18 protein-coding genes, 1 tRNA gene and 2 pseudogenes are annotated in these 20,556 nt (G+C 71.3%); 8 read left to right on the forward strand and 13 right to left on the reverse strand.

Features of this window, described 5'->3' with window-relative positions:
• Positions 1 to 131 precede the first annotated feature (131 nt).
• From ACFXGX_RS16005 to ACFXGX_RS16015, 3 genes and pseudogenes are all read right to left on the reverse strand, one after another.
• A pseudogene (locus ACFXGX_RS16005) lies at positions 132 to 1,217 on the reverse strand (class I SAM-dependent methyltransferase); the annotation flags it as partial.
• Between the two features lie 176 nt (positions 1,218 to 1,393).
• Positions 1,394 to 1,993 (reverse strand): annotated as a pseudogene (locus ACFXGX_RS16010) (DUF2064 domain-containing protein); the annotation flags it as partial.
• A complete protein-coding gene (locus tag ACFXGX_RS16015; RefSeq protein WP_384790572.1) occupies positions 1,990 to 2,772 on the reverse strand; it encodes a glycosyltransferase family 2 protein in 783 nt (260 codons plus the stop codon). The pseudogene ACFXGX_RS16010 and the gene ACFXGX_RS16015, both read right to left, overlap by 4 nt.
• A gap of 103 nt (positions 2,773 to 2,875) precedes the next feature.
• On the opposite strand from ACFXGX_RS16015, the gene ACFXGX_RS16020 reads away from it, so the two are divergent.
• Positions 2,876 to 3,670 (forward strand): response regulator transcription factor, encoded by a 795-nt coding sequence (locus tag ACFXGX_RS16020; RefSeq protein ID WP_384790575.1) that lies wholly within the window; start codon positions 2,876 to 2,878, stop codon positions 3,668 to 3,670.
• Positions 3,671 to 3,684: 14 nt separating this feature from the next.
• Entirely contained in the window at positions 3,685 to 4,779 is a 1,095-nt protein-coding gene (locus ACFXGX_RS16025) for a sensor histidine kinase (protein ID WP_384790720.1), read from the forward strand.
• A gap of 7 nt (positions 4,780 to 4,786) precedes the next feature.
• On the opposite strand, the gene ACFXGX_RS16030 is transcribed toward ACFXGX_RS16025, so the two are convergent.
• From ACFXGX_RS16030 to ACFXGX_RS16060, 7 genes are all read right to left on the reverse strand, one after another.
• The gene (locus ACFXGX_RS16030; protein WP_384790578.1) at positions 4,787 to 5,791 is read right to left on the reverse strand and encodes an NAD-dependent epimerase/dehydratase family protein; all 1,005 of its coding nucleotides are present in this window, start codon (positions 5,789 to 5,791) and stop codon (positions 4,787 to 4,789) included.
• Positions 5,792 to 5,968: 177 nt separating this feature from the next.
• Positions 5,969 to 6,316 (reverse strand): hypothetical protein, encoded by a 348-nt coding sequence (locus ACFXGX_RS16035; RefSeq protein WP_384790581.1) that lies wholly within the window; start codon positions 6,314 to 6,316, stop codon positions 5,969 to 5,971.
• Between the two features lie 221 nt (positions 6,317 to 6,537).
• On the reverse strand, positions 6,538 to 6,882 hold the full coding sequence (locus tag ACFXGX_RS16040; protein ID WP_384790584.1) for a MerR family transcriptional regulator: 345 nt from the start codon (positions 6,880 to 6,882) through the stop codon (positions 6,538 to 6,540).
• A gap of 471 nt (positions 6,883 to 7,353) precedes the next feature.
• Positions 7,354 to 7,668 (reverse strand): SCO5918 family protein, encoded by a 315-nt coding sequence (locus ACFXGX_RS16045; RefSeq protein ID WP_384790587.1) that lies wholly within the window; start codon positions 7,666 to 7,668, stop codon positions 7,354 to 7,356.
• Positions 7,669 to 7,742: 74 nt separating this feature from the next.
• Positions 7,743 to 8,045, reverse strand: a complete 303-nt coding sequence (locus ACFXGX_RS16050) for a CBS domain-containing protein (RefSeq protein ID WP_384790590.1) — start codon at positions 8,043 to 8,045, stop codon at positions 7,743 to 7,745.
• A gap of 167 nt (positions 8,046 to 8,212) precedes the next feature.
• A complete protein-coding gene (locus tag ACFXGX_RS16055; protein WP_384790593.1) occupies positions 8,213 to 9,745 on the reverse strand; it encodes a DEAD/DEAH box helicase in 1,533 nt (510 codons plus the stop codon).
• A 526-nt stretch (positions 9,746 to 10,271) separates the two neighbouring features.
• The gene (locus tag ACFXGX_RS16060) at positions 10,272 to 10,475 is read right to left on the reverse strand and encodes a cold-shock protein (protein WP_384790596.1); all 204 of its coding nucleotides are present in this window, start codon (positions 10,473 to 10,475) and stop codon (positions 10,272 to 10,274) included.
• Positions 10,476 to 11,059: 584 nt separating this feature from the next.
• Here ACFXGX_RS16060 and ACFXGX_RS16065 point away from each other — a divergent pair.
• Positions 11,060 to 11,716 (forward strand): hypothetical protein, encoded by a 657-nt coding sequence (locus ACFXGX_RS16065; protein ID WP_384790599.1) that lies wholly within the window; start codon positions 11,060 to 11,062, stop codon positions 11,714 to 11,716.
• Between the two features lie 71 nt (positions 11,717 to 11,787).
• Here the strand turns inward: ACFXGX_RS16065 and ACFXGX_RS16070 are convergent, their stop codons facing one another.
• Both ACFXGX_RS16070 and ACFXGX_RS16075 read right to left on the reverse strand, forming a co-directional pair.
• Positions 11,788 to 12,453 carry a DUF4142 domain-containing protein gene (locus tag ACFXGX_RS16070; protein ID WP_384790602.1) on the reverse strand — a complete coding sequence of 222 codons (666 nt, stop codon included), beginning with the start codon at positions 12,451 to 12,453 and terminating at the stop codon, positions 11,788 to 11,790.
• Positions 12,454 to 12,853: 400 nt separating this feature from the next.
• Entirely contained in the window at positions 12,854 to 14,878 is a 2,025-nt protein-coding gene (locus ACFXGX_RS16075) for a cell wall-binding repeat-containing protein (RefSeq protein ID WP_384790605.1), read from the reverse strand.
• Positions 14,879 to 15,177: 299 nt separating this feature from the next.
• On the opposite strand from ACFXGX_RS16075, the gene ACFXGX_RS16080 reads away from it, so the two are divergent.
• The 3 genes from ACFXGX_RS16080 (at position 15,178) to ACFXGX_RS16090 (ending at position 18,376) form a co-directional block, all read left to right on the forward strand.
• Positions 15,178 to 15,432, forward strand: a complete 255-nt coding sequence (locus tag ACFXGX_RS16080; RefSeq protein ID WP_384790608.1) for a hypothetical protein — start codon at positions 15,178 to 15,180, stop codon at positions 15,430 to 15,432.
• A gap of 161 nt (positions 15,433 to 15,593) precedes the next feature.
• Complete coding sequence (locus ACFXGX_RS16085) at positions 15,594 to 16,367, forward strand: calcium-binding protein (RefSeq protein ID WP_384790610.1); 774 nt, start codon at positions 15,594 to 15,596, stop codon at positions 16,365 to 16,367.
• A gap of 611 nt (positions 16,368 to 16,978) precedes the next feature.
• Positions 16,979 to 18,376, forward strand: coding sequence for a chloride channel protein (locus tag ACFXGX_RS16090; protein WP_384790613.1), 1,398 nt, complete (start codon positions 16,979 to 16,981; stop codon positions 18,374 to 18,376).
• A gap of 363 nt (positions 18,377 to 18,739) precedes the next feature.
• On the opposite strand, the gene ACFXGX_RS16095 is transcribed toward ACFXGX_RS16090, so the two are convergent.
• A tRNA-Gly gene (locus ACFXGX_RS16095) sits at positions 18,740 to 18,813 on the reverse strand.
• Between the two features lie 514 nt (positions 18,814 to 19,327).
• Between ACFXGX_RS16095 and dcd the strand changes: the two genes are divergently transcribed.
• Together dcd and ACFXGX_RS16105 are read left to right on the forward strand one after the other, a co-directional pair.
• Entirely contained in the window at positions 19,328 to 19,903 is a 576-nt protein-coding gene (dcd, locus tag ACFXGX_RS16100; protein ID WP_326786575.1) for a dCTP deaminase, read from the forward strand.
• Between the two features lie 10 nt (positions 19,904 to 19,913).
• Positions 19,914 to 20,411 (forward strand): phosphoribosyltransferase, encoded by a 498-nt coding sequence (locus tag ACFXGX_RS16105; RefSeq protein ID WP_384790723.1) that lies wholly within the window; start codon positions 19,914 to 19,916, stop codon positions 20,409 to 20,411.
• Positions 20,412 to 20,556 lie beyond the last annotated feature (145 nt).

A 20,556-nucleotide genomic window follows, 5' to 3' on the forward strand; every position in this document is an offset into this window, starting at 1 on the left:
TTTATAGAGACCCCCCCCACATAGATTATACACATCACGAATGTCCGCCGCCCTCGGTAGTGGTTTGTCGCCGCGGCGGCGCCCGCCGCGGCGGCGCGCGGCGCCCCCCGCCCGCCCGGCCCCCCCCCCGCCCTCCCGGCCGACGGGTTCCTCGCCCGCTGGCTGCTGATCACGGCGGTGCTGTTCGCCGGATCCGCGCTGCTGCTCGTGCTGCGTTCCCTCCGGGCCTCGCGCCGCGGTCCGTTGCGCAGGGCCACGAAGGAGCGCCCGCCCGACGCCCACTGAACGTCGGCGCTCCATCCGGCGCGCGCCGCGTGCCGGAGAAGGGCGGGGGTGCCGAGCCGGGCCCACGGGAAGGCGGTCCGGTCTCCGGCCGCGTCCTGGCCCTCGCCCGCCTCGCCCGCCGCTCCAGCCTCGCCCGCGTTCCCGCTCCCGGCCGTACCGGCGTCGGTGGGGTCGGTGGCGTCGGTGGGGTGGAGGTGGTCGGTGTCGCCGGGATGCGCGGCGCGGACGATACGGACGTCGACGCGTTCGTCGATGTCCGCGCCCGTCACGGTCTCGGCGATCAGCAGGCCGCCCGGGGCGAGGAGTTCGGCCGTGCGGCGCAGGAGGGCGGCCGGGTCGCCGCCGATGCCGATGTTGCCGTCGACGAGGAGGGCGGTGCCCCAGCGGCCCTCGCCGGGCAACGGCTCGAAGACCGACCGGTGCAGCGCCTGTCCGCCGAGCCGCACCGTGCTGGCCACGGCCGCCTCGCTCACGTCGATGCCGAGCGAGGGCCTACCGCGTGCCGCGAGTTCCGCGACCAGGCGTCCCGGCCCGCAGCCCACGTCGAGGACGGAACCCTCGCAGCGCGCGAGCACCTGGAGGTCCACCGCGTCGGCCCGGGCGCACCAGCGTTCGACCTCCAGGGGGAGGAGCCAGCCGTCCGTCCGGCGCAGGAACAGCGGACCCCGTCCGGCGCCCAGCGCCTCCGCGTAGGGATCGGCGGCCCAGGAGCGCGCGGCCCGTCCGGACAGGGCACCTTTCCCGGCTCCGCTCGCGCCTCCGCTGCCTCCGCTGCCCCCGTGGCTGCCGCTCCTGCCGTCGCCGCTGCCTCCGCTGTCGCCTCCGGCCCGGCTTCCGGTCCTCGTCGCCTCGTCCGCTTCCGCGGCCCTCCCCGTCCCCGTCCCGGACCCCGTTTCGGGTCCCGTCTTCGTCCTGGTCCGTGTGCCGCTCATCGTCCGGCACCTCGTCGCCCGGCCACCGGGCCGAGGTCCCGGCCGGTCCGGACTCCCGGCGGGATTCCGGCGGCTTGCACCGCCCTGTATCCGGCGACGAGGCCCGGGGGCGTGCCGGTCGCCTCGCCCCCGGAGGGCGGGGGAACATGTCCGGCGCCCGGGGCGACCACCGTCCCGAGCCGGTCCAGCTCCGTCGCGAAGGCCCCTCCGGGCACGGCCGCGGCGACCGCCGTCGCGTCCGCGGCCGTGTCGACGTCCCGCAGGCGGGGCAGATCCCGTACCCGCAGCCCGGCCCCGACGAGACGTCGCCGTTGCACGGCACCCGTCGTGCTCGTCGACATCGGTACGCCCCGCAGGAGCTCCGGGTCGGGCTCGGCGAGACCCAGCGCCCAGAAGCCGCCGTCCTCGGCCGGCCCGAAGTACGCGTCGCAGTCCGCGAAGTCCACCGTGAGCAGGGCGGGCGTCACCTGGGGTGTGTCCATGCCGACGAGCAACGCGGGTCCGTCGCAGCCCGCGAAGGCCGCGGCCAGCCGCTCGTCCAGACCGCCCGCGCACTGTCGTACGACGTCGAAACCGGCAGGAAGCCAGGGGCCGGGCGCTCCGTCGAGCACGAGGACCCGGCGCCGCGCGGGCGTCGCCGCCACCGCGCGCAGGGTGTCCACGAGTGCCGCCTCGGCCAGCGTCGCCGCCTCCCCGGGGGTGAAGGGCGGGGTGAGCCTGGTCTTCACCCGTCCGGGACGCGGTTCCTTGGCGATGACGAGCAGAGTGACGCTCACTGGACGGTTCCTCCTCGGGACGGTGCGGGGTCGGCCGCCGGTGACGGGGCCGGGACCTGGGCTCCGGCCCGGGCCGGCGGCCGGGCGGGCGGGGGCGGTTCGGCCAGGACGCGCCGCATGTCCCGTACCGCCTGCCAGGTACCGCGCCAGGTGCCGGTGACCTTGGAGACGCCGGTGCGCGCCAGATACGGCACGTCGTGCTCGGTGACGCGCCAGCCGGCGTCGGCGGCGCGCACGACCATCTGGAGCGGGTAGCCGCTGCGCCGGTCGGTGAGCCCGAGGCCGAGCAGCGCCTCGCGCCGGGCCGCGCGGAGCGGACCGAGGTCGTGCAGGCGCAGGCCGGTGCGGCGGCGGAGCATCCGGGCCAGCGCGATGTTGCCGGCGCGGGCGTGCGCGGGCCAGGCGCCGCGTTCCGTCGGCCGGCGCCGGCCGAGCACGAGGTCGGACTCCCCGGCCCGTACCTCGGCGACGAACGGCAGGAGCAGGGCCGGGTCGAGGGATCCGTCGCAGTCGCAGAAGCAGACGATGCCGGCGGTGGCGGCGGTCAGCCCGGCATGACAGGCGGCACCGAACCCGCGGCGCTCCTCGCGCACGACGGTCGCGCCCAGCGCGCGGGCCAGTTCCGCGGAGCCGTCCGTGGAACCGTTGTCCACGACCAGCGCGCGCCAGCCGGGCGGAATCCGGGAGAGCACCCAGGGCAGGGCGCCGGCCTCGTTCAGACAGGGAAGGACCAGGTCGACGTCCGGGTCCGGTACGGGAAGGGTCGTCACGGCCTTCACCTTACGAACGCGAAAGGTGCATAACCGACTTCGCGTCCTTACGAATCTCGGACGTCGGCGTCGAGGGGCCGCACCGGACCGAGCCGGGTGGGACGCTGGATCCATGGATCAACCGCCCGAATCCCCGCCGCGAGAGACCGCCGCGCCTCACGCCGCGACCACCCGCGTGCTCGTCGTGGACGACGATCCGACCGTCGCCGAGGTCGTCTCCGGGTACCTCGAACGCGCCGGATATCGCGTGGACCGGGCGGCGGACGGCATCGCGGCGCTCGCCCGCGCGTCCGCGCACCGGCCCGACCTGGTGGTGCTCGACCTGATGCTGCCGGGCATGGACGGACTGGAGGTGTGCCGCCGGCTGCGCGCCCAGGGGCCCGTGCCGGTCATCATGCTCACCGCCCGCGGCGACGAGGACGACCGGATCCTCGGCCTGGAGGTCGGCGCCGACGACTACGTCACCAAGCCGTTCAGTCCCCGGGAACTGGTCCTGCGGGTCGAGTCCGTGCTCCGCAGGACCCGGCCGGTGTCCGCCGCGCGCCCGCTGCGCGCCGCGGGGCTCGCCGTCGACCCCTCGGCCCGCCGCGCCACCAAGAACGGCGCCGAACTCGCCCTCACCCTGCGCGAGTTCGATCTCCTCGCCTTCTTCCTGCGCAACCCCGGCCGCGCGTACGCCCGTGAGGACCTGATGCGCGAGGTGTGGGGCTGGGACTTCGGCGACCTGTCGACGGTCACCGTCCACGTACGCAGGCTGCGCGGCAAGGTCGAGGACGACCCCGCCCGGCCCCGCCTGATCCAGACGGTGTGGGGCGTGGGCTACCGCTTCGACGGCACGGGGCCGGAGGGCGGGATTGCCGGGCCGGGACGGGAACATCCCGCGACCGCGAAGGAGACCGGATCGTGAACGACATACTGGTCATGGCCCTGTACGCCTTCCTGGGCGCCGCCGCCGCCGGCCTGCTCGGCGCGGGCGCCCTCCGGCTCCTGCGGCACCGTTCGCTCACCGCGTCCCTCGCCGTCATCGCCGCCGTCGCGGTCTGCGCGATGCTCGCGGGAACCCTCGCGGTGGCGTGGGCGATGTTCCTGTCGCCGCACGACCTGAGCGTGGTCACCACGGTGGTCGCCATGGCGGCCGCCGTCTCCCTGGTCACCGCGCTGCTGCTGGGCCGCTGGGTCGTGGCCCGCAGCAGGGCGCTGACCCTCGCCGCCCGTTCCTTCGGCGACGGCGGCGACTTCGCGGCCCCCGCCGGCCCGACGACCGCCGAACTCTCCGCGCTCAGCCGTGAACTGGCGGACACCAGCCGCAGGCTGGCCGAGTCCCGTGACCGCGAAAGAGCCCTGGAGACCTCGCGCCGCGAACTCGTCGCGTGGATCTCGCACGACCTGCGCACCCCGCTCGCCGGGCTGCGCGCGATGTCGGAGGCGCTGGAGGACGGGGTGGCGGCGGACCCGAACCGCTATCTGCGCCAGATGCGCACCGAGGTGGAACGCCTCAACGACATGGTCGGAGACCTCTTCGAACTCTCCCGGATCCACGCCGGCGCGCTCGTCCTCTCCCCCTCCCGTGTCTCCGTGTACGACCTCGTGGGCGACGCCCTCGCGGGAGCGGACCCGCTGGCCCGCGAGCACGGTGTGCGGCTGGTCGGGAGCCGTATCGAGCAGGTGCCGGTCGAGGTGGACGGTAAGGAGATGAGCCGGGTCCTCGGCAACCTGCTCGTCAACGCGATCCGCCGCACGCCCGCCGACGGCACGGTCGCGGTCGCCGCCGAACGCTCGGCCGCGGGTGTGGTCCTGTCCGTCACCGACGGCTGCGGGGGCATCCCGGAGGAGGACATCCCCCGGGTCTTCGACACCGGCTGGCGCGGAACCCACGCCCGTACGCCACCCGCCGGAGCGGGTCTCGGCCTCGCCATCGTCCGTGGCATCGTGGAGGCACACCGGGGCATGGCCGCCGTCCACAACGTCCCCGGCGGCTGCCGCTTCGAGGTCACCCTCCCGACGGCGGGGGTGTGAGAGCCGCCTAGGAGCCCTGCTCCCCGTCCAGCGGCGCCGTCGCGAACTCCTTCATCCCCTCGGCGAATCCGGTCTCCGGACGCCACCCCAGCTCCGCCCGCAGCCGGGCCGAGTCCGCGGTGATGTGCCGTACGTCGCCCAGCCGGTACTCCCCCGTCACGACCGGCTCGGGGCCCCCGTACGCGTCGGCCAGCGCCCGGGCCATCTCGCCGACCGTACGGGGCTCGCCGCTGCCGGTGTTGTAGACGGCGAGGGAGCCGTCCGGCGAACTCGCCTCAAGGGCCGCCACGTTGGCGGCGGCCACGTCGCTCACATGGACGAAGTCCCGCCGCTGTCCGCCGTCCTCGAAGACCCGCGGGGCCGCACCGCGGGCGAGCGCGGAACGGAAGAAGGAGGCGACGCCCGCGTACGGGGTGTCGCGGGGCATCCCGGGGCCGTAGACGTTGTGATAGCGCAGTGACACCGCGGTGCCGGCGGTGGAGCGGGCCCACGCCGCCGCGAGGTGTTCCTGGGCCAGCTTGGTCGTCGCGTACACGTTGCGCGGATCGAGCGGAGCGTCCTCACCCACCAGGCCGGGCGCCAACTCCGCACCGCAGCGCGGGCATCCGGGCTCGAAGCGTCCCGCGTCCAGATCGGCGGCGGCCCGCGGCCCGGGCCGGACCACGCCGTGCCGTTCGCAGGCGTACCGCCCCTCCCCGTACACGACCATCGAACCGGCGAGCACGAGCCGTCGTACCCCCGCGTCCGCCATCCCGGTGAGCAGCACGGCCGTGCCGAGGTCGTTGCGCGACACGTAGGCGACCGCGTCGGCGAACCCGGCGCCGAGACCCACCATCGCGGCCTGATGGCACACCGCGTCCACGCCGGCCAGCGCTCCCGCGACGGCTTCTGCGTCCCGCACGTCGTGTCCGTCCCGCAGGTCGAACACGACCGCCTCGTGCCCTCGCGCCCGCAGGGCCGCGACGATGTGACGTCCGATGAACCCGGCGCCGCCGGTGACCAGTACACGCATGGAACGCACGCTAGGACCGCCACCGGGTCCGGCGGCAGCGCCACGCCCGCCACGTCACCGGACCGTAAGACCCGGGGTCCGCACCGGCCAGGTGACCGCGGACCGGAACCGAGGGCGCGGACCGCAGACCCAGGGCGCGGACCCGAATCGAGGGCGCGGACCGCGAGCGGCGTGGGCTCACATGCGCAGCAGCCGCTGCGTCATCTCGCGGTACTGCCGCAGCGCGTGACGCAGTTCCTCGCCCTGGGCCTCCGGGTCCTGGCCGTGCCAGCCCGCGTGGAGGGCGCGCCGTCGTTCCGTGAGGGCGCTCATGAGCTGCGCCGCGGCCTCGTCGAACGCGGTCTCGGCCTCTTCCAGCGCTTCGAGCGGGCTGTGCGCGAACGTGTTGAGGGCGTGGTTGAGCCGCCCGGTGAGTTCGGCCCGCTCGTCCGCCCCGAGCAGGGGTTCCGGGCCCGGCGTACGACGTCCGGCCGAACCGGGCCGCTTGTCCGGGGGCTGCTGGGCGCGTGACTGGTCGTACATCATCGTGTGCCGCTTCCTGTGCGTCGTACCGGCCGGGCGCGCAGGGCGATCCGGTGGCGACGACCGGTGGTGTCGATCGGCGGTGCCGATCGGGCGGGGCGCTCCGGAAGGGCGTCACCGTGGTGATCACGGCCGCCACGGTCACCGGAGGAATGGGCTGTACGCCGTCTGTCAGTCAACGCTGGGCGACCCCCCGTGTCAACGCGATCCCCGACCGGGCGCGGTCAGCCCGCGCCGGCTCCGTCCGGTGCCGCTCGTGCGGCGCGCCGGTACTCGGCGTTGATGCGCTGGGCTTCCTCGAGTTGGTCCTCGAGAATGACGATGCGACAAGCGGCCTCGATCGGGGTCCCCCGGTCGACGAGTTCCCGCGCGCGGGCGGCGATCCTCAGCTGATAGCGGGAGTAGCGGCGGTGGCCGCCCTCCGACCGGAGCGGAGTGATCAGACGGGCCTCGCCGATGGCCCGGAGGAAACCGGGCGTCGTGCCGAGCATCTCGGCGGCCCTGCCCATCGTGTACGCGGGATAGTCGTCGTCGTCGAGACGACCACTGAGTGGAGTTTCCGCTGTCATTTCACCTCGTTGTGGCACGCGTCGAGGGGCCCCGATGCCGTATGGCACCAGGGCCCCGAGGGAATTGAACACCATCCGCCGGCTCTACTGCGGAGCCGACGTTCTGTTTCCGCTGCCGGGCCCGAGTGACGGGCGGGTGAGCGGGGATCGGGTACGCGTGACCTGGAACCACCTTCCATTCCGGGCTCTTGCCTCACCCGGACCGGGATGCTCCACGGGCCGGGCGATCCTGATGGCGTCTGTTTCCTCGGTCCTTCCTCTGGATCCAACGCTTGCCGAGCCGGTATCGAAGTACGCCGGAACGACGATGTCTACACGAAAAACCCTAACCAGAGCACCGATCGATGTCTACTCTGGCGAGATGAGATTTTGCGTGTCCGAGGCGTAGGGATTCTGCGGCGCGCAGCGACGAGGGCCCCGCCGACCTGTGTCGACGGGGCCCTCATGGTGTCCTGACGTGCGCGAATGTCCTCAGAGGCCGAGCGGGGTGGGGCCGCCGAGCAGGGACGAGGCGTTCTGGAGCGGGGTGAGCGCGCGCGGGGGCGCGGCCGCCTCCGGGGTGCGGCAGGTGAAGCCGAGCCGGGCCATGGCCCGGGTCACTTCCGCACCCGTGAAGTCACGGCGGTCCTGGCGGGTGATGACCTCGCCGACCTGCTTGACGGGATAGTGACAGCGGCCGATGATCACGGACTCACCCGTGATCGGCTCGGGCTTGATCCCCTTCATCGACTCCAGCACTCCACTTTTGGTGAGGTCGAAGGGGAAGCGGGCGATGACACAGCGCATGGGGCCTCACAAGTGGCGGGAGGGAGCCGGTCGGGGCGGGGCCGGGACCGAACGGGTGGGGGACGGCAGGACGCTCAGCGGGAGAGGGCGAGTACGCCCGGGGCGCGGCGGAGGCCGAGGACATCGCGAACGCGGACGCGATCCGTGTACGCGGAGCCGTCACGCACGACGGCGAGCTGAGCCTCGGTCACCGAATCCGTGTACTGGTCGTCCTCGTCGCACACGTGGAGCCACCCGACACGGGCGCTCGCCATCACGGCCAGGGCCACCTCGACCGTCATGTCGCCCCGCACCCGCGGCCCGGACGGATCCCCCGGGTCGACGAGGACGGCCGGTGCGGGGCCCACGGAACACGGCTGCATCTGAACGAGCGTCAAAAGGTGCCTCCTGCGGGGTGGGTGTGGTGCGGAGAGCGGACGCCGGTCCTCGGCCCCCGTTCGCCGCCGCTGGCGGGAGGGGGGCCGGAGACCGGTGTGCCGGAGGCCTGGGCCGCCGGGCAGGGTCCCGGTCCTCGCCCGGCCCGCGACCGCCGTCGCGTTCCGGACTACTGCTGGGCGGAGCGGCGTGCGGCGGTACCGGTGGACCGGCCCTGGCCGGAGCGGCCACGCCGGCTCCGGGAGGCGGCGGAGGTGCCACGGCGGGGACGCTCCGTCACCGGCGCGCGGATGACGACCGGCACGCCGGAGGGAGCCTGGGCGCCGGTGATGCGGCTCAGTTCTTCCTCACCCGAACGCACCTGGCTGGTCTGCGGGCTGATGCCCGCGGCGGCCATCAGGCGGCTCATGTCCCGGCGCTGGTTGGGCGTCACCAGGGTCACGACGCTGCCGGACTCACCCGCACGGGCCGTACGGCCGCCGCGGTGCAGATAGTCCTTGGGGTCGGTCGGCGGATCGACGTTGACCACGAGGTCGAGCTGGTCGACGTGGATACCGCGCGCCGCGACATTGGTCGCCACCAGGACGGTCACATGCCCGGTCTTGAACTGCTCCAGGGTCCGGGTGCGCTGCGGCTGGGACTTGCCGCCGTGCAGGGACGCGGCGCGCACCCCGCTGTTCAGCAGGTGCTCGGTCAGCCGGTCCACCGCGTGCTTGGTGTCCAGGAACATGATCACCCGGCCGTCGCGGGCCGCGATCTCGGTGGTCGTGCGGTGCTTGTCCGCGGCGTGCACGTGGAGCACGTGGTGCTCCATCGTCGTGACCGCGCCCGCGGACGGGTCCACGGAGTGGACCACCGGGTCGGCCAGGTAGCGGCGGACCAGCAGATCGACGTTGCGGTCCAGGGTGGCGGAGAAGAGCATCCGCTGCCCCTCCGGACGCACCTGGTCGAGCAGCGCCGTGACCTGGGGCATGAAACCCATGTCGGCCATCTGGTCGGCCTCGTCGAGGACGGTGATGGCGACCCGGTCCAGCCGGCAGTCGCCGCGTTCGATGAGGTCCTTGAGCCGTCCCGGAGTCGCGACGACGACTTCGACCCCGCCGCGCAGGGCACCGGCCTGTCGGCCGATCGACATCCCGCCGACCACGGTGGCCGTCCGCAGCCGCAGGGAACGGGCGTACGGGGTGAGCGCGTCGGTGACCTGCTGGGCCAGTTCCCGGGTCGGCACGAGGACCAGGGCCAGCGGCTGCCGGGGTTCGGCGCGCTGCCCGGCGGTACGGGCCAGCAGCGCGAGGCCGAAGGCCAGGGTCTTGCCCGAGCCGGTGCGGCCCCGGCCGAGTACGTCACGGCCCGCCAGGGTGTTCGGCAGGGTCGCCGCCTGGATCGGGAAGGGGACGGACACGCCTTCGTGGCCGAGCGCCGCCAGCAACGGGGCCGGCAGGCCGAGATCGGCGAACGCCTCCACGGCCGGCAGGGCGGGCGTGGTCGTCACCGGCAGGGCGAACTCGCCCTGCAGTGAACCCTGCTGGCGTCCGTAGCCCTTCGACCGGCCGGGAGCGCCGGACCGGCCGGGAGCACCGGACCGGCCGGTGGAAGCGGACCGGCCGGTGGAACCGGCTCCGAAGCGGCCGGCGCTCCTTCGGGTGCCGGCGCCTTCCGTGCGGGTGCGGGTGAAGCGATCGTTCGAGCGTGTGGGGTTCATGCGGAACCTTCCTTGAACGGGCGCGTATCAAGGAATTCCCGCAGCGAATGAGCAGCGCAGAGAATTGCGAGAACGAGCCGAACGTAATTCCGTGCCGAATTTGATCGGTGCGGAATTCTCACGGGATGTGATGCCGGAGAAGCGGCGTCGTCCCGGAAACAGGGGGAATGGCGGTTGGTGAGAAAAACGGATCGAACGCGGACCCGGAACGAGCATCGAGCGGGAACGTACCGGACGCGGAACGGGGGTGCCCCGGATCGGACCCGGATCGGACCGGCGGGCCTCAGGAGCGGATCACGAGTGGATCGGGCGTGGGCCGGGCGGTCGACCGGGCGTGGATCTCTGGCGTCGGCGGCGGGAGGTCGGGAATGCGGCGGAATGGCCATCCTGAACCCGGGCCCCGGAAGGGCGGTCGGGGTCGAACTCGCCGTGGTCTGCCGGGACATCGGCGCCGTGTGCCGAAAATGCGGCGAGCTGGGGCCCGCACCCCAAGGTGCGGGCCCCAGCTGCGCCGTGCGTGCCGGTGTCAGGCGGGAACGATGTTCTCCGCCGTCGGGCCCTTCTGGCCCTGCGCGATGTCGAAGGACACCTTCTGGCCTTCCTGGAGCTCACGGAAGCCGGAGCTGGCGATGTTCGAGTAGTGGGCGAAGACGTCGGGGCCGCCGCCGTCCTGCTCGATGAAGCCGAAGCCCTTTTCCGCGTTGAACCACTTCACGGTGCCAGTAGCCATGTCAATTCTCCTTCGGGACGGTGCTGGGGATCCACACTGTGCGGATCCCGCGTCGCCGTGATGATTGCCCCGCCGGAAAACTACCGGTGACACAAAAGAACTCCACCCGGTAAGGACAGGGTGGATGCTCACAAGTTTTGGGAACCACAACTGCAACTGCTATCGACAGTAGCATGGCGCGGTCGATTGTGCGTCGCGGGAAATCTCGACCCATCTGTCGATCAAGAAATTCTCATCGTGCCCGGCGCCGATTTCTCATGTCGCTGCTACAGATATCGGCCGGCTCGGGCGGCAGAGTATCTGTCAGGGGTCGTACGGCGGAGTGCGGACCGTGTGACGAACATCGAACCCGTGCCGGCACCGGTGACGAGGCCTGTCCCGCCGTTCTCAGGGGCGGCACGGCGACGGCACGGACCGCACGGCACGTATGCGGAATCGAGACCGTCCCGCATGCCTCTCCGTGCAACTGCCGAGCCGCCCCGTGCTGTCCTGTGGGGCAGAGCCGACGCCCGGTCCAGAGGGGCCGTCTGCCGTGGTCACGCAGGGGGTGACCACGAGTTCGTCGATCGAGAAGAGGATGAGTCATGGCGGGTCTCAGACGTACGTCGGCGCTGGCGTTGGCGGGCGGGATCATGCTGCTGACGGGGTGCCAGGACACGGCGGGCACAAGCTCCGCCGCCGGCACGTCTGGTTCCTCCGCGGCCGCCTCGGCCGGAGCGTCCGAACCGTCGGCGTCCGCCACCGAGGCCACGTCACCCTCGTCGAGTCCCGCCGCCACGGGCACGCCGTCGCACGGCTCGGCCACCGGCTCCCCGAAGCGGGCCACGGAGCGGACCACGGAGCGGGCCACCACCCCGGCCGCCCGCACGCCCACCGCCGTCGCGGGCTGCCGCAACCTGACCGCCGGTGACGCGGTGAAGGCCGACGTCACCCGGACGTACCGGCACGACGTCACCCACTTCGAACACATCGGGCCGGTCCCGCACGTCTTCTTCTACGGCCGCTGCGGCACCGTCCGCTACGCCGCCACCCGCTTCCAGCCCTTCGCGGGCGCCACTCAGGCGGAACTCGTGGGCATGCAGGACGAGGGAAGCGTCACCAAGTACTTCCGCGACTCGGGCGGCGGCTGGGTCTACGTCGCGACCGACGGATTCCCCGTCGCTCCGCACGGCTGCGGCGACATCCCGGCGATACCCGACGCCCTGGCCACCGCCTGGGGAAACTGCTCGATCGCACCCTGAACCGCCCGTTCGGCCTTCCCCGGCTCCCGGGGCACACGGCGCGCCCGCTCGTGCGGGGCGCGCGCCGGAACTCACGGTGACGACGGCACCGGAAGCACGGTCGGGGTCGAGGCCGAAGACACCGTCGCGTCCTGCGCGACGGCGTCGAAGTCGACGTACCCGGTCCTCTCCAGCGCCGAGATGTGGGCGAGCTCGGTCCGATCGGCGACCGTGGCCAGGTCCCGTACCAGCGTGTTGCGCGTACTGCTGCGGACCTGCGCGAGCTGCTGGAAGATCCTGCCGTGCTCCTCGCGCAGCAGATTCGCGAAGAGCCGCCGGTACTCACCGTCCTGGGCTGCCGTCAACTGCGCCAGCCGGCCCTGCTGTTCGGAGGTCGGCTGGGTCGGCAGGGTGATGGCGAGGTCCTTCGCCACCTCGCGGACCCGCTTGTCGAGGTCGGTGTGGCCGGTCACCAGTTGACGGCCCGCGTCCCTGATCTCCTTCGTGGGGGCCTTCTCGACCGCCTGCCGGCCCGCGGATATCTCCCACAGCCCGTCCAGCTCCACCTGCACCACGAGGTCGCGGTCGGCGGCGCTCAGCGGTCCCCAGGGCGTGCTCACCAGGGGGCCGGGGTCGGCGATGGCGGCCTTCACCGCGTCGAAACGGTGGGGGTACGAGTAGAACACCGGGTACGCGAGTGAGCCGATGGTGCCGCCGATCGCCAGCACCATGAAGAGCGAGACGAAGCTGCGCCGCAAGGGAGCCTCCCTGAGGACCGGCTGTTCTTCGGCAACCTTCACTCGGCGGGTGCGGTCCGTACCGGCCGGAGCCGTTCTTGGCGCGTACCGAGTGCTCCGGCCCATCCCGTACGGGGGGAACGGGAGTTGCTGGGCGGGGCACCCGGCCGCCAGGCCAGAAGATCACTACGCCGCCCGGCACCGATAGGGCCGAACGGCCCAGGGCTCAGGGCCGGACGGACACCGGGCCGAGCCCTCGGACGGGCGGCCCCGTCCTCCGTTCGCGCGCTTCACCTCCGCTCCGCCGACCGGCAGTTGACGGGTCCACCGGCGGTGGAGGCGGAGGGCGGAGACCGAGGGCGGAGACCGAGGGCCGGTGGTCCGGGCCGCCCTCTCTCAGGACGGCGGCCCGGACACGGGGTCACTTCGTGACCGTCACCTTGAGCGGGGCCAGGTCAGGGCTCGGAACGAGCTTGCCGGTGCTCGCGGACAACGGCTGGGGGGCCGGGCTCTGCGGGACGTCACCCTTGTAGTACGGGGTGTACGCGTAGTGGCTGTCCACGCCGATGGCCCTGCCGATCAACGGGACCACCTTCGCGTCGACCGAGCCGTTGCCGCCGAAGACGGCCACGTGGTTCAGGCTCGCCGACGCGCGCATCATGCACCATTTGGTGTCGTACGTCAGCGAGGTGGTGTCGGTCCACAGCAGCGGGCCGAACGTGGTCATCGCCGACGACGCGGAGACGCCGCCGGTCCAGCTGTTCACCGAGGCCACCGCGGCGTTCGACGGCGACGACCACCAGAACTCGGCGAGCCTCGCGGCGACCGGCGCCGGACTGCCGCCGAAGCGGTAGTAGCTGTACTTGCCGGGCCAGTGGGGCAGCTTGCCGGCGTTGTACGCCTTGGCCAGCGCCGACTCGGCGTCGACCCCCACCGTGATGATCTTCGTCGTGCTCGGGCTGTACTTGTTCAGGTAGCCGTACACGGACGCGGTCATGGTCGAGCCCTGGGTCAGCAGTACGACCGCGGTGCCCGAGGTGCCCATGGCGCCGGCGGCGGAGCTGGCCGCGAGGGCGTTGTGGTAGTCGGTGCCGGTCGCCAGGAACACGTACTTCGGCGCACTGGTGATCGTCTTGGCCACGGCCACCGAGGTGGAGTAGCGCGAGACGTCGGACAGCCGCTTGGCGACGTACCCGAGCGAGGTCACCTTGGACGCCACCGAGCTGTTGAGGATGCTGGTGCCGCCGACCAGGTAGACGGTCTTGCCCTTGGGCAGCATGCGCTTCAGCTCGGTCTGGACGGAGGAGTCCAGGCCCGTGCGGGAGGTCATCAGCACCGGTCCGTGCTTCTTGCCGGCCAGCGAGGTCGCGGTGGTGGCGTACGCGGAGTCCGACTTGCTGATCAGGACGGCCGAGCTCGCGTTCATCAGGCCGGGCACGCTCTTGCCGAGGGTGTTCCAGGTCCACTTGGACGACGCGATGTTGGTGTCGTAGGTGTCGGAGCCGTAGACCCGGGAGATCGCGTTGTCGCGGATCGGCTGCCAGGCCACGTCAGTGCCGTCGGTCATGGGCACCACCCGTGTCTCCGTGCCCGCGCCGAGGTCGTGGATCCATATCTGCGAACCGCTGGAGCCGGTGTCCGGGCCGCCGGTGAAGTAGGTGTCGTACGCGATCCGGTCGCCCTCGGGCGACCAGGCCGGACGGTTGTGGTCGACGGGGTCCGTGGTGACCTGGGTCGGCGCGCTGCCGTCGGCCTTGACGGTGAAGAGCTGCTTGTGTCCGGCGACGCTGCGGGTGAAGACCAGCGACTGCCCGTCCGGGGACATGCTCGGCTCGTCCGCGTTGGCGGCCACCTTCTTGAACGCCTTGGTGGGGCCGTTGTAGACCCATACGGCCGGGGTTCCGGTGGTGGAGCAGCTCGTGCCGGTGCGGACGAAGGCCAGCATGCCGTTGACGGCGCCGCTGGCCTTGGAGTCGCAGCCGTCGACGTCGGTGCCGAACAGCGCCTGCGGAGCGCGGGCGCTGTTGGCCGCGGCCACCCGCAGCCGGCCTCCGGCGGTGAAGACGATGTCGCCGCCGCCGTACCAGAACGTCGGATCGGTCGGGCGCCAGCCGCTGCCCGCCGGCATGAGGATGTCGTCGCCCTCGATCCCCTGGGCGGCCTGCTGCGTTCTGAGACGGTCGGAGTAGACACTCACGTAGGCGACCTGGCTGCCGTCGGCGGACCACGCGGCCTGGTCCGCCGTCGAGTAGAACTGGGAGCTCCAGGTCCCGTCGGGGTTGATGTAGCTCAGCGAGCCGAGTTCGTTGTACAGCAGCCTGCCGTCCGTGGCCGGCCAGCCGGCGGTGTCGGCGGTCGCCTGGCCCGGGAGCCCGGCGACGAGACCGGCCGCGAGTGCGGCGACGGTCGTGAGCGCCGCGAATCCGCGACGCGCAGAGGTGTTCAATGTGCCCCCACAGATGAATGGATGGCTGCTCTGCCCCTCCCCCGAGGCGAACGGACGGCATCGTGTTCGTCGTCCGTACGGCAGCGGCGAAACCTTAGCGCCGCGCCACGGCGCCTGTGGAGGCAGGGGCACGCGGGAGAAAGTGCTGGTCGAAGGGAGAGTCCGGTGCGGGCCGAACGCTGTCGCCCATCGGTTGCCGCGTCCGTGAACCGATCGGAGGGGCTCGTCCGATGAGGGGGTGAACGCGGCTCCCGAGCGGAGCCGAGCCCGAGGTCCGAGACCGAGCAAGGAGAAGACGGATGCTGCACATGATGGACCTGCCGATCCTCGTGCTGATCGCCCTCGCGGCCGCCATCTGGCTGTTGGGTCTGATCGACTGCGCCCGCACCCCCGCGGACCGCGTCCGCTTCGTGCCGAAGCTGCTGTGGCTGCTCTTCCTGCTCAACGGTTCGGCCGTCGCCACCCTGGCCTGGGTCTACTTCGGCAAGAAGCCGATAGCGGCCCCGGCGAAGATCCCGGCGGGCCGGCCCGGCTCCTTCGCCCAGGCGCGGTGACGAGGGCGCGGTGTGTCACCGGGGTGGTGGCACGGTGTCCGCACTGCGCTGAGGTGCGCTGAAGTACGCGTACAACCATTTCCCCAGGTGGACGGTCTTCTGCACACCCGAACTCCAAGATCGGAGATCCGGCGCACCGATCCTGTCGTCCCTGGAGAACCATGCACATCCGTACGGCCGCGGCCGCCACCGTCGGCAGCCTGGCACTGCTCACCCTCCTCGCGTCCACCGCGCAGGCGGACACCCACAAGGGCGACACCGCCCTCACGTCGGTGACCTTCAGCAAGACCACCGTCAACGTCGGCATCAGTGAGATCCAGAAGCTGACCGCCTCCGCCACCCTGAAGGACAACTCCGGCATCAAGACCGTCATGGGTCTCAAACTGGTGAGCCCCGACGGCCACATCCAGTTCGCGAAATCGTCGACGTGCACGCGTCCCACGTCGACGACCATGAAGTGCACCTGGTCGTACAACCTGGACCCCGACGACACCACCGACGACTACTTCGACCTCCGCAACAGCTCGGCGGGCACCTGGCACCTCGACCTGGAGGCCGCCGCCTACGACGGTGACTTCTACACGCTCGACAGCAGCGTCACGATGAAGATCAAGCGCTATGCCAAGCTCGCGACGACGCAGGCGACGCCCGAACCGGTCGCCAAGGGCAAAACACTGACGGTGACCGGAGCCCTGACCCGGGCCGACTGGAACACCAACAAGTACGTCGGCTTCGCCGCCCAGAAGGTCGCCCTCCAGTTCAAGAAGTCCGGTACTTCGACGTACACCACCGTCAAGACGGTGACCACCGACAGCACGGGCAAGCTGAAGACGACGACCACGGCGAACGCCTCCGGCACCTGGCGCTGGCACTTCGCGGGAACGGGGACGACCAGCTCGGCGACGGCGGCGGGCGACGGGGTCGCGCTGAAGTAGCGCTCTCCGAGGAGCAGCCGGCACCGGGGGCGCCCGACCGCCCCCGGCCGACGCCTCACCCGCCCGGCGGCGACAGGGCCCCGCACGCCGTGTACGTCCGCGACGAGCGGCGCCACGAGGACCGCGATCGCGGCCCCTTCAGCCCCAACCGATCATCGGCACCCGCAACTTGAGGCCGCCCGACCGATCACCGCTCCGACCTGCCCCTGAGCCGGTCCGCGCCGGCCGGCCCTCCGAGGCGGCGTCGGGGCGGTCGCTGAGGTTTCTCGGGCAGATCAGGCACGGGCGTCGGGACGGTACCGCAGTCGTTTGAGTCGGTTGCGGACGAGGGTTTCGAGGCGGTTCGAGATCCGTCCCGAACTTCGGCCGCCGGCCTTCACGACCGGGGTGATCCCGCGCCGTCCCCAGGTGCGTTCCGTCGGCGGCCTGCGAGTGAACCCGGCTTCGTCCTCGAAGCAGATCCAGCCCTGACAGGAGGTTCGCCGTGAAGATCGTGAAGTGGTCGGCTTGCCGACCGGCGGCTAGCGTTTGATCGGATGCCGCGGCCGGGAGCAGGAACTGCCCGGTTCGGGAAGACCCGGCGGTGCAGGCCGTCAGTGCATCCCGCCTGTATGTCACATCGGGCTGTGAGGCCTCGGGCTAGGAGGGCACTGGTGACGGCACCGTCCGATCCTCTCGCGCTGCTTCGGTCCAAGAGCTACATGGTGCTGCTGGTGCTTGCCGCGATCATCGGCGTTCCCGTCTCGGCAGCGGCCTACTTCTTTCTCGCCCTGGTCAGCGAATTGCAGGGGTGGGTCTTCACCAGCCTGCCGAAGGCCTTGGGCTTCGACAGCGAACCCCTGTGGTGGCCCATACCGCCGCTGCTGTTGGCCGGTGTGCTGGTCGCGCTGACCATTCGGTACCTGCCCGGCACGGGCGGGCGTTCACCGGCCGACGGGTTCAAGGCGGGCGAGGGGCCACCACCCGGCATCGACCTTCCCGGCATCGTACTCGCGGCCTTCACCACCTTGAGCCTGGGCGTGGTGCTCGGGCCTGAAGGACCTCTGGTCGCCCTCGGCGCGGGGCTCGGCGCCCTCGCGGTCCGCCTCGTCAAGCGGGACGCGCCACCCAGGGTCCAGTCCGTGCTGGCTGCCGCCGGCAGCTTCGCCGCGATCAGCACCCTCCTCGGTTCGCCTCTGACCGGCGCCTTCCTGCTGATGGAAGCCTCAGGCCTGGGCGGCGCCATGATGCAACTCGTGCTGGTGCCAGGTCTGCTGGCCGCAGGCGTCGGATCCCTCATGTTCGTCGGCCTGGACGCATGGACCGGCCTGGGCACTTTCTCACTGGCGATTCCCGGTCTGCCGCACGTCGGCGCGCCTACCGGCGCCGAATTCCTGTGGGCTGTGGCGATCGGGATCATGGCTGTCCCGGTCGGCTCCGGAATCCGGTGGCTCGCCCTGTTCCTGCGGCCCTATTCCGAGCGGTGGATCGTGCCGGTCACCGCAGCGGTCGGTCTGGCGATCGCGGGCCTGGCGATCGCGTTCGCCGCAGCCACCGGCAAGAGCTCCTCCGAAGTGCTGTTCTCGGGGCAGTCCGCACTCGGCCCGCTCATCGCCAACAGCGCCGACTACACCGTCGGAGCGCTGCTGCTGCTCATCGTCTGCAAAGGGCTCGCCTACGGAATTTCGCTGAGCTGCTTCCGTGGTGGTCCGACGTTCCCGGCCCTGTTCATCGGGGCGGCCGGCGGCATGGCGTTGTCGCACCTGCCGGGACTGCCACTCGTCGACGGCGTCGCTCTGGGCATCGGTGCGATGTCCGTCGTGATGCTCAGGCTCCCGCTGACGTCCGTCCTGCTGGCCACCCTCCTGCTGGCGTCAGACGGCCTGATGGTCATGCCGCTGGTGATCGTGGCAGTCGTCGTGTCCTATGTGGCCTCCGCCAGGCTCGCACCGCCCCCGGGAGCCCCCTCCGCCACGGCAGCGTCCCCCGAACCGCACGAACCGCGCCCCCGGCCTGATCGCACGGCCTGACCGCGTCATTCGCGGCCAGGAACCATCGACCGCCCTCCCGGTACTGGCGGCTGCTGAACGGCTGACAGGCCGTCCCGAGGATGCTGGGTCCGGGACAACGAGAACGGCGTCGGGCAGAGGAAGCTGACGTCCGAGTGAACTCCCGCCGCCATCGCCTCGAAGCGCTGAAATCAGTAGCCGCTGTGGCTCATCGAAGACTTTGGATACCCCGCAGGGCGCGCCGGGAAGTGCAGGAAGCTGCTGCCGAGCCGGTGGAGGGCACCGATGATCCGGACGATCAGCGTTCTGGCACCGATCTGGCACGCGGCGAGTGATCACAGCGGACAGCAAAAAGGCCCGGGTCGATGACCTGGGCCTCTGTCATGGAGCGGGTGACGAGAATCGAACTCGCACTCTCAGCTTGGGAAGCTGATGTTCTACCACTAAACTACACCCGCGAAAGACGCCGGTTGAGCCGGTGTCCGAATGCTCGCTCACTGTACCTCATGCCCGTCCACCGGCGTCGAAGCCGCGGGGCCGGTTCGCGTCGCGGAGGGTGGACGCGGCTGCGGGGGGCCGGAGTTGAGGCGTACGGTGGGGGGCGTTGAAATGGGTTCGGGCGGGGTCGGAGTGCCGCCTGGAGAGCCGTCCCTTACATCCCGTAATGTGGCTTTCGTTGTCAGGGCATCAGCGTGACAACGGCTCTTGGGGAAGGGACTCTGGGACTTGATGGAGCGCACCGTCGTCCGTTGTGCCGAGGGGCACGTGTTCAGCACCGCTTCGTTCCCGATGCAGCAGGCCGAGCGGCTCGGCCCCGGGCGGCTGCTCCGGTGTCCACGGTGTGCCCGGCTCCGCAGTGTGGTGCCGGTGACCCTGGAGAGGGCAGGGACGGAGCAGTAGCACGGGAAGTAGTACGGGCGCGCGGTGCCGCACGATTGTGGTGGCTCCGCGCGCCGTGCGTATCCTCAGGACGTGCTTCTCTCAGACAAGGACATCCGGGCCGAGATCGACGCCGGGCGGGTCCGGATCGATCCCTACGACGAATCCATGGTGCAGCCGTCGAGCATCGACGTGCGGCTCGACCGCTACTTCCGGGTGTTCGAGAATCACCGCTACCCCCACATCGACCCCTCGGTCGAGCAGGCGGATCTCACGCGGCTCGTCGAGCCCGAGGGTGACGAGCCGTTCATCCTCCACCCCGGAGAGTTCGTTCTCGCCAGCACGTACGAGGTCATCTCGCTGCCCGACGACCTCGCCTCGCGACTCGAGGGCAAGAGCTCTCTGGGACGGCTGGGCCTGGTCACCCACTCCACCGCGGGGTTCATCGACCCAGGGTTCTCCGGGCACGTCACCCTCGAACTGTCCAACCTCGCGACCCTGCCGATCAAGCTGTGGCCGGGGATGAAGATCGGGCAGCTCTGCATGTTCCGGCTCAGCTCGCCGGCCGAGTTCGCCTACGGCAGCGACCGCTACGGCTCCCGCTACCAGGGCCAGCGCGGGCCGACGGCCTCCCGGTCCTTCCTGAACTTCCACCGGACCCAGGTCTGAGGCGATGACCATGCCTCCCGTGCGCGAGAACCTCACTTACGAAGGGTTCGGCGTCGCCGTGCGCGAACTCGCCCAGGCCATCGCCGACGACGGGTACGAGCCGGACATCGTGCTGTCGATCGCCCGCGGCGGTGTCTTCGTCGCGGGCGGGCTCGCCTACGCCCTCGACTGCAAGAACATCCACCTGGTGAACGTCGAGTTCTACACGGGGGTGGGGACGACGCTGGAGATGCCGGTGATGCTCGCCCCCGTCCCCAACGCGATCGACTTCTCCGACAAGAAGGTCCTGATCACCGACGACGTGGCCGACACGGGCAAGACGCTCAAGCTCGTGCACGACTTCTGCGTCGGCGAGGTCGCCGAGGTCCGCAGCGCCGTGATCTACGAGAAGACCCAGTCGCTCGTGAAGTGCGAGTACGTCTGGAAGCGGACCGACGAGTGGATCAACTTCCCTTGGAGCGTCGAACCTCCCGTCGTCCGGCGGGCCGGGCAGGTCCTCGACTCGTAGGCCACGGTCCGCGGAACTGAGAACGAACTGACAAAGAGGGGCGGCCCGCGGGGGGGCGGGGGCCCCCCCGTAGAGAGAGCGGGGGGGGGGGGGGTGGGCCCCCCGGGGGCAAAACTGGCCCCCCTAGATTAAGACGAAGATAATT

This window comes from Streptomyces sp. NPDC059371, from assembly GCF_042751995.1.
Classification (GTDB): domain Bacteria; phylum Actinomycetota; class Actinomycetes; order Streptomycetales; family Streptomycetaceae; genus Streptomyces.

What these genes read in the sequence shown, in the direction of transcription:
- ACFXGX_RS16105 (WP_384790723.1), top strand. Translation starts at nt 19,914, where the DNA reads ATGCCTCCCGTGCGCGAGAACCTCACTTACGAAGGGTTCGGCGTCGCC.
- ACFXGX_RS16060 (WP_384790596.1), bottom strand. Translation starts at nt 10,475, where the DNA reads ATGGCTACTGGCACCGTGAAGTGGTTCAACGCGGAAAAGGGCTTCGGC.
- ACFXGX_RS16080 (WP_384790608.1), top strand. Translation starts at nt 15,178, where the DNA reads ATGCTGCACATGATGGACCTGCCGATCCTCGTGCTGATCGCCCTCGCG.
- ACFXGX_RS16055 (WP_384790593.1), bottom strand. Translation starts at nt 9,745, where the DNA reads ATGAACCCCACACGCTCGAACGATCGCTTCACCCGCACCCGCACGGAA.
- ACFXGX_RS16030 (WP_384790578.1), bottom strand. Translation starts at nt 5,791, where the DNA reads ATGCGTGTACTGGTCACCGGCGGCGCCGGGTTCATCGGACGTCACATC.
- ACFXGX_RS16025 (WP_384790720.1), top strand. Translation starts at nt 3,685, where the DNA reads ATGGCCCTGTACGCCTTCCTGGGCGCCGCCGCCGCCGGCCTGCTCGGC.
- ACFXGX_RS16045 (WP_384790587.1), bottom strand. Translation starts at nt 7,668, where the DNA reads ATGCGCTGTGTCATCGCCCGCTTCCCCTTCGACCTCACCAAAAGTGGA.
- ACFXGX_RS16035 (WP_384790581.1), bottom strand. Translation starts at nt 6,316, where the DNA reads ATGATGTACGACCAGTCACGCGCCCAGCAGCCCCCGGACAAGCGGCCC.
- ACFXGX_RS16090 (WP_384790613.1), top strand. Translation starts at nt 16,979, where the DNA reads ATGTCACATCGGGCTGTGAGGCCTCGGGCTAGGAGGGCACTGGTGACG.
- ACFXGX_RS16065 (WP_384790599.1), top strand. Translation starts at nt 11,060, where the DNA reads ATGGCGGGTCTCAGACGTACGTCGGCGCTGGCGTTGGCGGGCGGGATC.
- ACFXGX_RS16085 (WP_384790610.1), top strand. Translation starts at nt 15,594, where the DNA reads ATGCACATCCGTACGGCCGCGGCCGCCACCGTCGGCAGCCTGGCACTG.
- ACFXGX_RS16020 (WP_384790575.1), top strand. Translation starts at nt 2,876, where the DNA reads ATGGATCAACCGCCCGAATCCCCGCCGCGAGAGACCGCCGCGCCTCAC.
- ACFXGX_RS16040 (WP_384790584.1), bottom strand. Translation starts at nt 6,882, where the DNA reads ATGACAGCGGAAACTCCACTCAGTGGTCGTCTCGACGACGACGACTAT.